Source organism: Pseudoalteromonas tunicata, assembly GCF_002310815.1.
Classification (GTDB): domain Bacteria; phylum Pseudomonadota; class Gammaproteobacteria; order Enterobacterales; family Alteromonadaceae; genus Pseudoalteromonas; species Pseudoalteromonas tunicata.
Genome location: NZ_CP011033.1, coordinates 885433 through 901978, shown reverse-complemented (window position 1 = coordinate 901978; position 16546 = coordinate 885433). Strand labels below are relative to the sequence as shown.

At 38.0% G+C, this 16546-nt stretch carries 9 protein-coding genes; 2 read left to right on the top strand and 7 right to left on the bottom strand.

The annotated features are described in order from the left end of the window. Positions 1–83: 83 nt before the first annotated feature. Complete coding sequence (locus PTUN_RS21320) at positions 84–4886, bottom strand: Ig-like domain-containing protein (RefSeq protein WP_009836625.1); 4803 nt, start codon at positions 4884–4886, stop codon at positions 84–86. 497 nt (positions 4887–5383) lie between these two features. After that, positions 5384–8029 carry a DUF2339 domain-containing protein gene (locus tag PTUN_RS21315; RefSeq protein ID WP_009836626.1) on the bottom strand — a complete coding sequence of 882 codons (2646 nt, stop codon included), beginning with the start codon at positions 8027–8029 and terminating at the stop codon, positions 5384–5386. A gap of 341 nt (positions 8030–8370) precedes the next feature. Between PTUN_RS21315 and PTUN_RS21310 the strand changes: the two genes are divergently transcribed. Then, positions 8371–9864, top strand: coding sequence for an alanine/glycine:cation symporter family protein (locus PTUN_RS21310; protein WP_009836627.1), 1494 nt, complete (start codon positions 8371–8373; stop codon positions 9862–9864). Positions 9865–10192: 328 nt separating this feature from the next. On the opposite strand, the gene PTUN_RS21305 is transcribed toward PTUN_RS21310, so the two are convergent. Continuing rightward, positions 10193–10885, bottom strand: a complete 693-nt coding sequence (locus PTUN_RS21305) for a pirin family protein (RefSeq protein ID WP_009836628.1) — start codon at positions 10883–10885, stop codon at positions 10193–10195. A gap of 227 nt (positions 10886–11112) precedes the next feature. Here PTUN_RS21305 and PTUN_RS21300 point away from each other — a divergent pair, with 227 nt between their 5' ends. Continuing rightward, positions 11113–11718 carry an FMN-dependent NADH-azoreductase gene (locus PTUN_RS21300; RefSeq protein ID WP_009836629.1) on the top strand — a complete coding sequence of 202 codons (606 nt, stop codon included), beginning with the start codon at positions 11113–11115 and terminating at the stop codon, positions 11716–11718. A gap of 138 nt (positions 11719–11856) precedes the next feature. Here PTUN_RS21300 and PTUN_RS21295 read toward each other — a convergent pair whose 3' ends face one another. From PTUN_RS21295 to PTUN_RS21280, 4 genes are all read right to left on the bottom strand, one after another. Further along, a complete protein-coding gene (locus PTUN_RS21295) occupies positions 11857–12342 on the bottom strand; it encodes a GNAT family N-acetyltransferase (RefSeq protein ID WP_009836630.1) in 486 nt (161 codons plus the stop codon). 115 nt (positions 12343–12457) lie between these two features. After that, on the bottom strand, positions 12458–13168 hold the full coding sequence (locus PTUN_RS21290) for a substrate-binding periplasmic protein (RefSeq protein WP_157742144.1): 711 nt from the start codon (positions 13166–13168) through the stop codon (positions 12458–12460). A 221-nt stretch (positions 13169–13389) separates the two neighbouring features. Continuing rightward, positions 13390–14145 (bottom strand): basic secretory protein-like protein, encoded by a 756-nt coding sequence (locus PTUN_RS21285; RefSeq protein ID WP_009836632.1) that lies wholly within the window; start codon positions 14143–14145, stop codon positions 13390–13392. A 3-nt stretch (positions 14146–14148) separates the two neighbouring features. Continuing rightward, positions 14149–16479 carry a GH92 family glycosyl hydrolase gene (locus tag PTUN_RS21280; RefSeq protein ID WP_050760008.1) on the bottom strand — a complete coding sequence of 777 codons (2331 nt, stop codon included), beginning with the start codon at positions 16477–16479 and terminating at the stop codon, positions 14149–14151. Between the last annotated feature and the right edge of the window lie 67 nt (positions 16480–16546).

The following is a 16546-nucleotide window of genomic DNA, read 5'->3' as shown; positions in this document are numbered from 1 at the left end:
AAGGATAAGTAAAAAATAAAAAAGCCAGTTTAATAACTGGCTTTTAATAGTAGTAGTCTGGCTCTAACAGACTAGATTAACGCTTATTTACAACCATACGATACTTTGGCGGTTGTAACATTAACTACAAAATCATTGTAATCCGCATCACCTCTGTATGTATCTTCCCAGCGTTGATCAGTTCCATTCCATTTGAAATCTGTAGTTAAATCATTTGACTTACCATCACGAGCAAGTACATAGGTGATATTTTTTCCAAGAGGGACATCAAAAGAACCTGAAGCACCACGCTCGTCTAGCAATTTAGTGTATTTACCATCGACTTTAATACCCCAATCGTTATCCCAACCTGCCGACTCACTGATGAAGCGGTAGTTTATACGGGTATATTCAGCTGGCAAACAATCGTCATCAACAATCACAGCTTTTAATTGTGCAGTACCCGTTGCGTTAGATTTAGCGATAATTTTCACATTATAATCTTCAAGCTCTTCATGGGTTGAGTCTTCAATGGTAACCACATTAAATTCAACTGACGTTTGACCTGCTGGAACTGTCATTGTGGTATTGGTGAAACTAAAGTCACTACCTTTAAACGCTGTGCCATTAGTGACTTGCACTTCAATAGTGGCATCATTTGAAATCGCTTGATTAAGTACAATACGATATGTTGCCGTTTGGCCCTCTTCTCGGCTTGCGCCATTGACTGCAATTAATGAAATAGTTGCGTTTACAGGCTTGATAGTTACTTCAACATAGCCTTGAGCACTACCCCCTTTGCCATCACTGACAGTGTAAGTGATTTCATCAGCGCCAGAATAACTAGCTTGCGGTGTATATACTAGTTGGCCATTTTGAAGCGTTACAGTACCGTGCTGGGCAGAAATGTTAGTTACTGTTAATACATCATTATCAGCATCTTCTAATACGTCTGCTAATGTGATGATATTATTTTGACTATTCTCGTTAACTTCGACAGCCTTAGGTTTAGCGACAGGTGCATCATTGACATTTTTAACTGTCATTGTAATCACACCTTGTGCTGTACCACCTTTACCATCACTTACTGTATAGGTAATAGTATCTGAGCCGACAAAACCAGGCTTTGGTGTATAAGTTAACTTACCGTTATCAACTACCGTCACTACCCCGTTATTAGCTGCAGGACTTGATAAAGTTAAAGTATCGTTGTCGTTATCGGCTAGATAAGCAGATACATCAATGACATTATTTAGGCTATCTTCATCAACAATTGCTGTAAATGGTGCAGCTGTTGGCGCATCGTTTTGGTTATCAACTGTAACTGTCACTGTACTTGAAGCACTACCACCCTTACCATCAGAAACACTGTAGCTAATGGTATCAGTGCCAGTAAAATTAGCATTTGGCGTATAAGTAACTGTTCCATCAATATTAATAATGACTGTGCCATTATTAGCCGAGGCACTCGTTACTGATAAAGTATCTTTATCAATATCTTCATCATTCGATAAAACTACAATAATATTGTCTTGGCTATCTTCAGAAACTTTAGCTAAATCTGGTCTAGCAATTGGCGCATCATTAACAGGTATTACATTTACTGAAACATAAGCGGTATCTTCACCACCAAATTCATCTACGACTACATAAGTGATCGTTGCAATACCATTAAAATTTGTATCTGGCTGGAAGTTCAATGTGCCATTGATGTTAATTTGAACAACACCCTCGTTTGATGTTGCACTAGCGACTGTCAACTTGTCATTTTCAGGATCGCTGTCATTACCGAGCACATCAATATTGTTAGCTAAACTATCTTCATTAACTTCAGCTGAATCATCAGTTGCTATTGGCGCGCCGTTATCTGTAATAGTGCCCGACGCCTGAGCGATGTCAGATGCATTAGAAGTAGTCCAAGCTTTTAACGAAAACTCTTCTGTAGACTCACGTTCAGTGTCACGAATTGTGGTGACCTTAACAATGAACTCTGATACTTGAGCGGGTACTTCAACCGTGTTTGGCAACGTTGTTGAAGACCAAGTAACGCCATTATCAAAGCTTACATTGACGATTGAAGCAAAATCATCACCAGCTTTTGCTGAATCATCTGTTAGGCTTAAACTTACTAACGTTGGAGCATTTAGAGCATGGGTTAACGAAACAGCAAAACTCGCTTCATCGCCTTCTTTAACTGAAGTAGCTAAAGCACGAACTTGGTCCATGGTTGGAGTTTGCTCATTATCATTAATGAATACACGTAACGTTTGTGAACCAGATACATTTACCAGGCCAGTCACTTGTACATCAAAATATTCAATATCTTCTAAATCAAGATCGTCAGTAGTGTTAATAAATATACTGTAATCTGTTTTTCCTGCCTCTAACGTGATCGTATAGTTATAAGCTGAAAAATCTTGACCAACTTTAGCTGTGCCATCATAGGGAGCAAAATAAATTGTAGCATCTTCATTTAATGCTTGATTAAGTCGAAGTAATAATTCGACTTGTTGGCCTTCAACTACATTACCAGTTACGCTGCTTAAAGATATCGAAGCGGTTGTCATATCTGTGATAGTTAACTTACGGGTTTTAAAATCACTTTGATCATCTTGACCCCAAGCAGAAAACATTGTGCTTTCACTGGTTTCAAACTCGTCATCAGTCTTTGTAGCAACATCGATTAATACTGTCTGTGTTCCTATTGGCAATAACAAAGCAGCTTGAGATTTTAAATCAACACTTTGCCATGTTGCACCAACATCAAAACTAACAGCAGCAATATTGTTATAATCTTCAGTGCTAATAGCTTCAACATCATTAAATTTTACATTTAGGACGCTATCTATAACTGTGGTCGCTTTTTCAAGTGAAACCGTAATACGAGCGGTTTGACCTTCAGCCGCAGGATTAGGATTAATCGACAACAGAGATACATTTGGTGACGTTGATGGTGTGATATTATCACCATCTAAAATTGTAATATCTTTAAAGAATAAATCTGATTGGTCTGGTGATGCCCAAGCATTAATTGAAAACTCTTCAGGGCCTTCAATAATATCATCTGGTTTACCATACACACGAACTACAAAACCAGCAGAACCTTTAGGTACATCAATTGTTACTACGCCACTTGCATCAACAGCAAATTGCTCAAACTCACGAGAGTTAATGTCTTTTATATCAACTAGAGTACTAAAATCGACACCTTTCTTTGCTTTATCAACATAAGAAATACTGGTTTCTACTAATTCAAATTTGTACTGACCATCACATTTTGCTTCTGAACGGTAGCCAACCTCAAAGTCCATATAACCATCTTCGCTAAATGGGTTTGGTAAGGCGATAGTGTACATGACCTTAGGTAGACAACTTTTTACTGCGTCATTTATAGTAAATGGACGTTCAATAGCAAATAGGCCATCGCTAGAAGCTGAAATTGAAATTGCTGCAGTTTCAGCTCCTTCTGTAACACCGTCTGAATAGACTTTTGCACGCAGTTTATACTCAGAAACACCTTCATAAATGCGAGCTTTAATTAACTCACCAACCAAACCTATACTTTGCCATGAAATACCACGGTTAAAACTGATTTCTAGTTGGCCAGTAAAATCTTCATTTAGAGCACTATAAGCAGGGTTTTCACTGTTAGTGACTAATTGAATGTAATGATCAAATTCTGAGGTTGTCGCTTGTGACAAAACAACGTCAGCCACCATGAAAACGCCTTCAGGTACATTTTCAGAAGTAAGTGTTACTGAGGTTACATCAGGAGAAGAGCTGTCTTGATCAACAATAGTGAAAATACGTGACTTTTTATCTGCTTGACCTTCATTCCATGCTTCTAGCACAAAATTTTCGTTGCCTTCAATATCACCATCTTTGAAAGAATGTATACGCACATCAAAGTGGCTTAACCCTTTGAATGCATCCGTAGTGGCGATGGTTGAAATGTTTTTAACGCTGGTCCAAGTCATGCCATTATCAAATGATAATTCAACAAAACGGTCAAAATCGGCATTTTTTTGAGCCGATGCGTTTTCAATATTTAAATAAGTAACTGTATCGGTTGAAATCGGTTGCTCAAAATGCACTCGAGCATGCAGAACTTGCCCTTCAACCGAATTGTTTTTTATTGCTTCAACAGACGATACGTTATCTTGCAATTGTGTGCATGCTGGTTGTACATAAGTACGCGTTGCAAGGTCATTGATACGATAGTTAATTGAGCTTAATAATGATGGTTTAGCTGTTGCAGGATCTAAGGTATAGAGGTCGGTTTTATTATTACCAGCATTGCTCGATACTAATAATTGACCCAGTGAGTCAATCGTTGAGCCTGTTACACTTAAGTTATGCATGCCCACTTCGCGTACAGTGCCAGCGGCTAAATCAACAGCAAATAACTTTTTATTAGTTACTATGTGTAATGTATCGTTAATAAATACAATATCACCCCACAGTTTGTCTGCATCAGTTGCAAATCCTGTTAGAGTTACTTTGTTGCTTACTGTGCCGTCGTTAGTATTTATATTAAATACGGTATCTTCTGAAGAACCCCAAAGTGTTTGACCATCTGGAGAAAATGCTAAACGATAAGTACCTGTTGTTGCTGCAACATCAACATGTTGCTCTGTTGCCATGTCAACATAGACTAAACGCGGCTTACCATTTACTGGCTTGGTAACATAATAAAGGCGATCCGTTGATTCTTGATACGCCAGTGCATCTGAATATTGCAACACAGATGAATGCAACGCAAATTGACCCGTTGTAGGGGTAATTTTTACGATGCTCGAGCCGGCATTAAGATTAACCCCATACACTTCACTACTACAAACTTCATTGGCTTGAACTTGGCCGCCTAGAGCCAACAAAACGCCACAAGTTAATCTTTTTAATTTCATGCCGAGCTCCGTAAATCGTGCTTAATTTGGTGAGAGTACATTTATTTTCATAAATATGGCTAAATCTTACACTTTATTCGTAGATATTGATAGTACTCTGATATTTTTCGTTAACACATTTTTATAATAACAGTGTTATTTTTCGACACTAATAAAACGGGCACCCTTAACATTCACTCATGCTTTCAAGATTGAAAAAATAAACATAAAATCAACTAAAACAAAAAGTTACTAAACTTTAAAACACTCTAAAGTTAAAGTGTTAAAGCCTAAAAAGTAAATTCCAGCAAGAATGCTTTGCTTAGTTTTATGAAATTATCGTCAATTTTTATGTAATAGGATGTAATAAATATAGCGATGCTTTTCACTAACAAAAAACAACAAAAGACACGCGTTTCAATTAAAGAAACATATAATTTTACGACTTAGTTGCCTCAAATATCTATAAAGGGTTCGAAATCGCAAATTTAATCAAAAAAAAACCATAAATCATACGCTCAGTTAGAAACAGTATAATTACGTTTGCGCAACCATTGAAATAAGCCACTCAATCCAACCAATGATAAACCAAGACCTACAAACGAAGCCGCTCGCAATAATCCGGTCAAATTGGCCATATCAACCAAAAATACTTTACCAATTACAATCGCAAGTAAGGCCAGGCCCACTTTTTGAATCATTAAGTTCGTTTTAAAATGCCCCATAATCACAGTAATACAAGCGATAAAAAGCCAAAAGAGTGAGTAACTGATCATTTCTCCATCAGATGTAGCGTTTGATAAATCGATATATTCACCTTGCCAGCATTGGCGAATAAGTGCATTGACGGATAAAACAGCAAAACATGCAGCTATAAAGTGACACGCTTTTTTTAATCTTGTGTTTATAGGGGTCAATAAATGTGCGATTACCATAAATAATATCGCAGGTGCTCCCCACCATAATAAAAGCCAATTAAATATTGGCATTGAACCAATATTAATCTGCTCAAAAAGCGGATTTTGTTCGAGAAACAACTCAAACTGATATGCAAATGAACCAAATATCAAAATACCCGCCGCGATTTGATACAACTGACATAATTTATTAGCAAATTTGCTACGATAAAGGTAAGCACCTGCAAGTAATAACCAGTTTATACTCAGCACTATGTGTTCATGCAGCGAAAGATGCCCAAAATCAGGCATATTACCAACTAACAAAAGACTGGTTTGGGTGGTTATAAATAAAGCGATACAATGAAGGGCTGCACCTTGTAACCAAGCTTTTAAAGTGCTTGACTGCCAACATTTAGCAGCCATAACAAATAATGCAATAACCAATGGATAAATAACGCTAGTCCAATGCATTCCTATTAGTTCGAATTGTTGATAATCAGCCTGCCAAGGCGCCATGGTTAAACGAATCGTAACCAAAAAAGTAAGCACTTTTAATGGCCAGTGAGGCATGTCAACGTGAGTACGTTTCACCAAGATACTAATCAAAAATACTTGTATTGCTAAAGCAAGCGTAAGTCCTGTTTTATCAAGTAACATAGTCATAGCGAGTGTAATATTGGCATTCACTCCGCACCACCAAATAAAGCGCTGCCAAGTACTTAGGTGCCGTTTTGATGCCCAAACCATCGCAGCAGCACTTAACAACAAAAATGTTGACCACAAGCCATACACTTGCGGTAGCCATTTATCTGCAATTTGTACATAGGTACTTGCCAATAAACAAAAAGGCGATAAAACAGCGATTAAGCTAAAACTTAACCTGGTTGGAAAACGAAACGAAAAATAGCAGCCGTAGCTCAAAATAATTGCACTTGCTGCAAGAGCAATTAAAAAAGTACCGCTAAATGCTAATAAACCATCTTGATCACTGCTTGGCAGTACTTGGCTTACTATTAATATAAGTAATATTAATAAACCAAAAAACAACCAACTATCCCAACCATTAAATCGTTGCGGTGCTAAAAATAACAAACTAGTAATACTGATAGCCAATAGAGAATTACTTACAAAATCACCTGTGCCAAGTAGCGCAATGGAGACACAAAGCAACACGATTACTAATAGAATATTGTCTGGGCGCAATGTCATTAATTGCTTAAATTGCAGGTTGGGGATTGAAACAGAGATGAGTCGCCATGTGAGCCTTGGTACAACAATGAGAAGAATAATGCTAAAGACTGAAAAAATGCCAATAGCCAGATGGAAGTGCTCATCCGTGTGGACAAAAGAGGCAACTAAAAGCCAAAGTAATTGACCAGACCAAATCAAATACCAAAGCCAAACGCGCTTTACTTTGCTTGCTACTAAAGTTGCTGAAATTGTCACCATCGCAATATAACTCAGAACAAACAACAGCATACTTTGACCGCTTGAAACCCAAAGCGGCACACTGTAACTTGCGACAATACCAAGTACAGCAAGGAGTGGACCAAAACGAAGTGCGAACCAGCTGGCACTTACTGCAATAAATGCTAAAAGAACAAAGGCTGTAGTTGCCGATATAAGTTGATAATTGATTAACGAAAATAAAGTCAATGCAAACAAACTAATAAAGCCACCTCCCGCCAACGCTGCAGGGATATAATTAGTAAAACGTTCAAAGACAATTTCTCGACGATGAAGGTACTGTGCAGCACAAATACTGGCAATGCCAAATAAGGCACCTAACATCACTCGCATTGTAGGCGACAATAAACCGGCCTCTAATGCGTAGTTTACAAAAAACACCCCACCAAACGCTAAAGCAAGTCCCCCAATCCAAACCATCCAATTGAATTCAAGTTGGTTTTTAACCTCTTTAAAAAAATCCTTTAGAATACTTGGCGTAGGTTCTAATTGTTTAGTCGTTGCACTTGGATGGTGCGGTGCTGATGTTTTAAGATCCGGTCTTTCAAGGGGCATGTCTGAAAACGTAGCATGAAGATGAGAAGTTGATTCAAGGCTTATCTGAGACTGAGCATCAAGTGCTTGATTATCAGCGAATGAAACGTCTAAATTATCGCCGCCATCTTTAGATAAACGAGACACTTGCTGTTTTAAGAGGTTCATTTGTTCTTTTAAGCCTTGGATCTGGATAAAAGCGGCCAGCCCACATAACGAACCAATAAAAATGATTAAACCAATTAACCCAATGCTAAGTTCCATTTACACCTTACCTTACAATAACTTGTATAAGCTCACTATAAATGGAACACCATTATTGAAGCAATCAATTTAATGCTAATGCCCTTTTACAGACCTACTATTGAGGTCCTCAAGTTGACCCGTTGAACTAATTAAGTAAGAAATATAAGCAAATGATTTTACACCCTAGCGGGAAAGTTAAGTAATTTTAGTAATTCACAGCTATCAACATTAACATCGCTAATTAAGGTCTCCTTAGCTGCAATCTAAAACAACAAAGGTAAAATTTAGGCTATTTAATTGTTTCCTAACTGTTAATATGAATTCCACTTTTCTAAAAAATTCATAATTACGGTGATCGCATGTCAAAATTGGTTTTTGTTGCCTTGTTAATGTTTAGTTCTTTCGCTTTTGCTGATGTACCGAGCAATGGCATTGACAATACACTTGACCACTATCTTGCTCCTATTGCGACTGTGTTTACTCAAATTATTTTTTATGCGATTCCTTTTGCAGGCACTCAGGTACCCTTAATCGTAATTTGGCTAATTATTGCGGCCAGTGTTTTTACCGCTTATTTTGGTTTTTTGAATTTTAAAGGCTTTAACCATGCTGTAAAAGTTATAAAAGGTGATTATTCAAATCCAAATGACCCAGGCGAAGTGTCACATTTTCAGGCTCTGACGACTGCACTTTCGGGTACTGTTGGGCTTGGCAATATCGCTGGCGTCGCAATTGCAGTCTCAATTGGTGGGCCAGGAGCAACTTTTTGGATGATAGTCGCAGGTTTACTCGGCATGTCGACAAAATTTTTAGAGTGCACACTTGGGGTAAAATACCGCCAAATTAGTCCATCAGGTCAAGTACATGGTGGTCCAATGTATTACTTACGTGATGGTTTAGCAGGTCTTGGGTATCACAAAGCAGGTAAGTTTTTAGCGGTTTTTTTTGCAATTTGCTGCGTGATTGCATCCTTATGTGGCAGTAATATGCTGCAATCTAATCAAGCTTTTATGCAGTTTTCGATTGCTTTAGGTTCTGAACCTCACTTTTTTAGTGACAAAGGGTGGCTCTTTGGTTTTATCCTCGCCCTGATTATTGGCTTTGTGATCATTGGCGGTATAAAGAGCATCGCAAAAGTGACTGAGAAAGTAGTGCCATTGATGGCTGGTGTCTATTTGGCAGCTGCTTTATTTGTTTTACTGTGGCACTTTGAGCAGCTCCCTGCTGCTATCTCACTTATTTTTAAAAGCGCCTTTCTGCCCGAAGGTGTCGTCGGCGGCATGGTAGGTGTCATTATTCAAGGATTTAAACGGGCCACTTTTTCTTGTGAAGCGGGCGTTGGCGCTGCATCTATTGCACATGCGACTGCGTCAACAAAAGAGCCTATCCGTGAAGGGTACGTTGCTTTACTTGAGCCTTTTATTGATACTGTGGTGATTTGTACCATCACAGCGTTAGTTATTGTTATTACAGGTGCTTACACCTCGGTAGATGGCATAGATGGTGTCGCCCTCACCTCTCGAGCTTTTGCGAGTGTAATTTGGTGGTTTCCGTATTTACTCAGTCTTGCTGTGCTCTTGTTTGCGATTTCTACCATGATTTCGTGGGCCTATTATGGCTCAATAGCATGGGGCTTTTTAGTGGGAAACAGTCGTTTAAAAGATTTAAGTTATAAATTAATTTTTTGTATTTTTACTGCTATTGGTGCATCAGTGAGTTTAGAGTCGGTAATCGCAATATCAGATTCAATGTTTTTCTCAATGGCAATTGCCAACATCATAGGGTTATATTTACTAGCCCCCCAAGTTAAACAAGATTTAAAGCGCTATCAAATGAAGTACTTAGATAATTAATTTATAACCACGATTTTAAATTCAAGGACGAGAGCAACAAAGTCTGATTATATTTAAAATATTAAATTGTTTTCTTTAGTTAAATGCTTTTAGAAGGAGTTAAAAGTTTTTGTATAAATAATAAAAATGCCTACTAAACCTTTTAACCAAGCAAGCTTAATTTCAAACAATCGCGCACAAAAGTGCTGATATCTTTTTGCTATTGACTTGGAATGGAACGTTGAAAATTCCACTCCAAGTACCCACTGTTGTTAACATTGAATAAGCTACAAAATTAATTCAAACAGCTGTTTATTATACTCATCAAAGTAATCTTAAGTGCTTTGGATCACTCAAGAGGCAAATCAAACCAAAGCGCTTCTAAAGTACCGGTTGCCAAAATATTGATAGATTGATTTGGATTAAATCCAATAGCATCGCCTGCTACAAATTGGTTAGTATCAATATTGAGTGAACCACTAATAATATGCAGATAACCCAAACGGTTAGCTGTATTTAATTCAATCTCTTCTTTATCAACCAATACCAAGCGCGATAAAGTCATATCTTGCTTTATCATTAAACTATTATCCTGCCCAGATGGTGATACTAATAGCGTCAGTGCACCCTTCTGTATAACTTGTTGCTGCTGATAACTAGGTACTTGACCAAGTACATTAGGTTTAATCCAAATTTGTAAAAAACTCACAGGTTCAGTATGTGAAGCATTATATTCAGAATGTTGGATCCCACTTCCTGCACTCATCAATTGAATTTCACCATGAGCAACAATATGCTCATTACCACGACTATCTTTATGCTTAAGTGCCCCTGATGTCACATACGATATAATTTCCATATCTCTATGACCATGCGTATCAAACCCTTGTGCAGGAGCAACAAAATCATCATTAATTACCCGTAAAACAGAAATTCCCATGTGAGACGCATCGTAATAACGCCCAAATGAAAAGCTATGTAAACTTTGTAACCAACCAAAATTTGCTTTACCCCGTTGTTCTGACTTTCGAATATAAAACATATGCTGTTGCTCCAATGAACTGTTAGCCAAAGTATCACACTCTATTTACTGAAATGAAATTAGTAATAAACTGACTATTCATTCGATTATTGAGAATGTTTTACTGCGAGTAGAGTCATTTAAACAATCTTTTTTATAGAATGATTCATGCTATTTTTACTAATTTTAACTAGAAAGAAAAGAATGAATAATTAAAACCAATGACTAATAACAGTTCGGGTTTCAACATGAATTCTATTCTTTTTATACAAACATCATTAAGCGGTGCACAAAGCCAATCAAATTTACTTGCACAAGAATTGATAAGCAAAATAGGACAATCGAGCGACATTGCGGTTACTGTTCGGGATTTAACAACCACCGAATTACCTCATTTAACAGCATCTGAAATGCAAAGTTGGCAAATACCCGTTCAAGAGCGGACAAGCGAGCAAATACAGTTAGCAGAACTTTCTGATAATTTAATTAGCGAATTAGAACAACATCAAACACTCGTTATTGCGTTGCCAATGTATAACTTTGGCGTACCTTCACATTTTAAAGCATGGATCGACCGCATTGCACGTGCAGGGATCACGTTTGAATATACTGAACAAGGCCCAAAAGGCCTAATAAACAACAAAAAAGTGATTGTTGTTGCAAGTCGCGGTGGCGTATATGCTGGTACAGAAAAAGACTCTCAAACTCAGTATTTAAAAGATGTTTTAGCTTTTTTAGGCATGGATGATGTAACGTTTATTTATGCAGAAGGACTGAACATGCCTATTCGTGAACAAGGCCTAGCACAAGCCCGTAGCAGTATTAATAACTTGCTTAGCGCAGATTTGGTGTAAACAACGCCAAAAGTAACGCAAATGAAACCATCTATTTAAATTGTTTTGTATAAGCGTAAAAATCCCTCAAAGATATTTCGTTGAGGGACTACTGCTGTTTAATTTTTAAAGTCTTTAAATGCCATTGCCACACACCAATTAATCGTCTTTGGCAAATTGATGCAATGTGTTACCTGCCATGCGATAACCAATCCATTGCGTTTGGGCTACTGCCCCTATCGAGTGGTAAAAATCACGGGCAGGTGTATTCCAATCTAAACAACTCCATTCAAATCGGCCACAGCCTTGCTCTAGAGCAATTTGTGCTAAGCGCTTAAGTAATAATTTACCTGCCCCTTGACCACGCTGAGTCTCAGTAACATACAAATCTTCTAAATACAGTCCAGGTTTGGCAAGCCAAGTAGAATAGTTAAAAAAGTAAATCGCCATCCCAATTGGTGTGCCATTTGATTCACAGATCAATGCATTTACATGACCTGATGGTGCAAAAATTGTCTCTTTAATTGTTTGTTCATTTGCAAGCACTTCGTGCTCGGCTTTTTCATAAATAGCCAATTCAGTAATAAATTTTAAAATAGTACTTGAGTCATCGACGACTGCAGGGCGGATTGAGAGTAAGCTCATTTAAGGTATTCTTATTTATTATAAAATTCAGTTATTTCAGAATATTATAATAAGCTCGAAATAAATACCACTTTCCCTATTTTGGTCTATTTGAATAACCTCTATATAAGATAAGTTAAAGATTGCTATCGGGCTCTGGCATAGTTTTAATAATTGTTTGTAATTTGCTTAATAAATCAGGTGCAATATTTTTCCCAGCAGCTAAATATAAATTTTGTTTCACATCTGATTTTAAGATTTGAACAAATTGCGGCTCTGAAGGATTAATTTGGTTTAAGATATTCTTGGCATGAAAGTCACTGGCATAGGTCACGTCAACCCGCCCAAGACGCACTAAATCCCACGCTTCTTTATATGTCACAGTCAATACTAGGTTTTTGCTTTCAATAAAACCACTTGCGACCAAACGATTGGCTTCAAAACTGCCACGCACTGCTGAGACAGTAACATCGAGCAGTTTTGCTTTATTCAAAGTAACTAAACTAGCGTTATCTTTGAGCCCGTAATAACAATACCCGATACTGTCTATTTTGTATAACCAATGAAAATTATTGGCTCTTTCAACCGTCTTTACTAAGGTAAAAATTAATACATTTTCATCATGCAGTGCCGTCTCATATGCCCGAGCCCATGGCAAAATTTCAATCGTGGTATTTAATCCTGCACGCTCTAAAATTTGTTTCACTAAAAAATACGAAGTCCCCCCCACCACTTTATTATTTTCGACAACTTGAAATGGAGGTAAATCTTCTGTCACTACTCGTAAAGGCTTGGAATACGCGAGTTGGGTAACGAGTAACAGCGTTAAACAAAACAAACGAATCAAGATCAATGCCTTCATGTAACTAATCGGAATGTATTGAGTATAGTGTTGCTTGTATGCACAACAAGTTATTGGTCATTAAAAACCTAACGAAACGATTCACAACGCAGCTCATCTGGCATCAATAAAATAAGTGAATTGCACTAATCATTTAGAGACATAAAAAAACCGCCCGAAGGCGGTTTAGCTTATCACAGAGAACACTAAGCACTCTTGTAGGATTTTTATAAACTGTTTTGGTATAGCTGCCAACTTTGGCTAAGATCTAACTCGTTTAATAACGCAAATGTTTGCCAAGACCATTTTATTTCATCATGAGGATTAAGGTGCGCATTAATAGTTGAAAGCGTTACCTCGGGTTTATTTTTTATCAGCCAATCTAAATAAAATGCGGTCGTTTTATAACCGCTATCAAAATTACCGCCAGCTTTGCGATGACTGAAATCAACATAACCTGCTTGCATACGCACTACGTCAGCAATACCTTCTATCACCGGACCTATTTCGCCATAGTTGTGATCGTCAAGTTGATAAGCATGTGCAATTTCATGATATAAAATGCCGACTAACTCTTGCTCTAATGCTTGTTTGTCATTATTTTTGGCATACTTATTAAGGTAATCAACACTAACTTTTATGGTGGCGCCATTAAAGTCACCATCTTTAAACGCAACACCATCAAACGAGCTTAAAATAATCTCTAAGCTGGGTAACTTTGGTGCATTAACTTGCTGTTGATAAAGTAACCTCGCGACATTAAAGCAAATTTGCTTAATTAACGGGACATTCAGTGCTTGCCAAATCTCGTGACTGACTTCACCTTCTGTTTTAATTTGCACATTAGGCAAAGTAAAATCAAGCCACGCTATATCTGACTCAAATGACATAGGTTTAACGCTTAATGGCGCTTGCGCATGGCTCACACATGCAAACATAAGCCCGCTGACTAATAATAATTTTAGAGTTAATTTTAAAAGCATGTGTTAGTTACTCAATGAAGGAGGACGGTCTGCGTTTGCTTCGCCCCATTGTTTATTCGGTTTATCACTCATTTCAAATAAAAGTGTTCCACCTGCCATGATCTGCTGATGAGTAATAAAGCTCAGCTTAAGAACCTGACCATTTAACTTTGCAGACTTAATATATTTATTGCTATGACTGAGTTTATTAGCTTCTACTTTAAATACGTTGCCATTAGACAAGTTCAGGGCAATGCTTGGCAATTGTGGGGCACCAAAGGCATAGCTTAAATCTCCAGGAGCTACTGGATAAAACCCCATTGCAGAAAAAATATACCAAGCAGACATCTGGCCAACATCATCATTGCCCGCTAATCCATCAGGTTTGTCTGATGACAAGGTATCCATAATTTGACGAATGCGCTCCTGAGTACGCCAAGGTTTACCAGCGTAGTTGTATAAATAAGCGATATGATGGCTTGGCTCGTTCCCATGAGCATAGTTACCGATTAAACCCGCAATATCTTCATGCTCTTTGATCATTTCATCCGATAAATGAGTATCAAATAAGGCATCTAGACGTTGCTCAAACTTTTTATCGCCGCCAATTAAGTCAATCAAACCTTTCACATCATGCGGTACATAGAAAGTATATTGATTGGAATTACCCTCGGTGAAAGGGCCCATGTATTTGGCTTCTTCAGGGTTAAATTCAGGATCCCAATTGCCTTTGCTGTCACGACCTCGCATGTAACCGACACTGTGGTCAAATACATTTTTGTAAGACATAGCGCGTTGGAAATAGGCTTTGGCATCATTTGGTTTACCCATCGCCTCTAGCAAACGGGCTATGGTAAAATCATCATAGGCATACTCTAACGTTATTGATACCGATTCAGGCAATACATCCATTGGTACATAACCAAATTCTTTATATTCATTGATAGCATCATAAATTGGGCTATTAGATGTAGCCAAAACAGCTTCTAGGGCTAGTTTAGTATCAAAGTTTCGAATCCCTTTGAGGTAGGCGTCTGCGATTACAGACACAGCATGGTAACCTATCATGGTCCACGTTTCATGACCATGAAACGACCAAATTGGCAGCATTTTATCGTAACTTTGTTGGTAGTGATCAAGCATAGATTGAACCATGTCACCAACGCGATCAGGAGCAATATAAGTCAGTAGTGGGTGGAGCGCACGATAGGTATCCCAAAGAGAAAACAAGGTATAATGGATGTGATCTTTTCCTTGATGTATTTCGCCATCAATTCCGCGATATTCACCATTCACGTCTTGATAAATCGATGGCGCTTGTAGTGCATGGTATAAAGAAGTATAGAACTGACGCTTTTGAGCAGTTGTGCCTTGCGCTTCAAATTTACTTAAGTAGCCATCCCATTTTTGCTCAGCTTGTTTGCGAACGTGAGCAAAGTTCCAATCGGGAATTTCTGCTTTTAAATTTTCAAGCGCATTCGATTTACTGACCGCTGATAATGCAACCTTCACTTTAATAGGTTTTGCGGTTGGATTGTTAAAACTGGCCACAAACTTAATCGCTTTACCTGCAGCTTCTTTCACCTGTTTGTTTTCAATAGTGGAATGTTTTTCTTTGCCTAAACATCCCATACAACGGTAACGGTTATCATCAAGATTTATAAACTCATAGCTATCGATTGGTTGTGAAAACTCAATTGCAAAATACATTTGACGGTTATTAGCCCAGCCGTTTGTAGCGCGATAGGCAACAAGCGTATGATCGTTAATTTTACGGATATCACTCCAAATAACTTTATTTTCAAAATTATAAATGGCGGTGGTTAAATCGAGAATAATGTGCGCTTCTTCGCCTTTTCTAAAAGTGTACTGGTGCATACCAGCGCGCTCTGTGGTCGTCAGTTCTGCTTTGATATTACTGTCAAGTAATTCTACCCCGTAATACCCAGGACTTGCCCACTCTTGATCATGAGAAAAGCGCGAGCGGTAACCTGAATCAGGGTCGGCTGCCGTTCCCGGCTCAATTAGCACTTGATCAACCATAGGCATTATCAATAAATCGCCTAAATCAGAGTGACCTGTACCGCTAAAATGGGTATGAGAAAAACCAACAATAGTATGGTCATCATAATGATAACCAGCACATCGCTTGTAGATTTCAGGCTGAGGATCAACACCTCGCATTACAGTATCTGTGTCTGGGCTCAATTGCATCATACCAAACGGCACCACAGCACCTGGGAATGTGTGGCCATCACCACCAGTTCCAATGAAAGGATCAACCCACTGAAGATTGGTGACCTGTTCTTTTTTAGCTAAAAGTTTTTGAGTTGTAGCAAAGAGGTTAAAACTCATTGCTACACCCGAGATTAGGGTAAGTAGTACTATTTTTTTCATTTTCTACCTATTAATTGGATCGTTC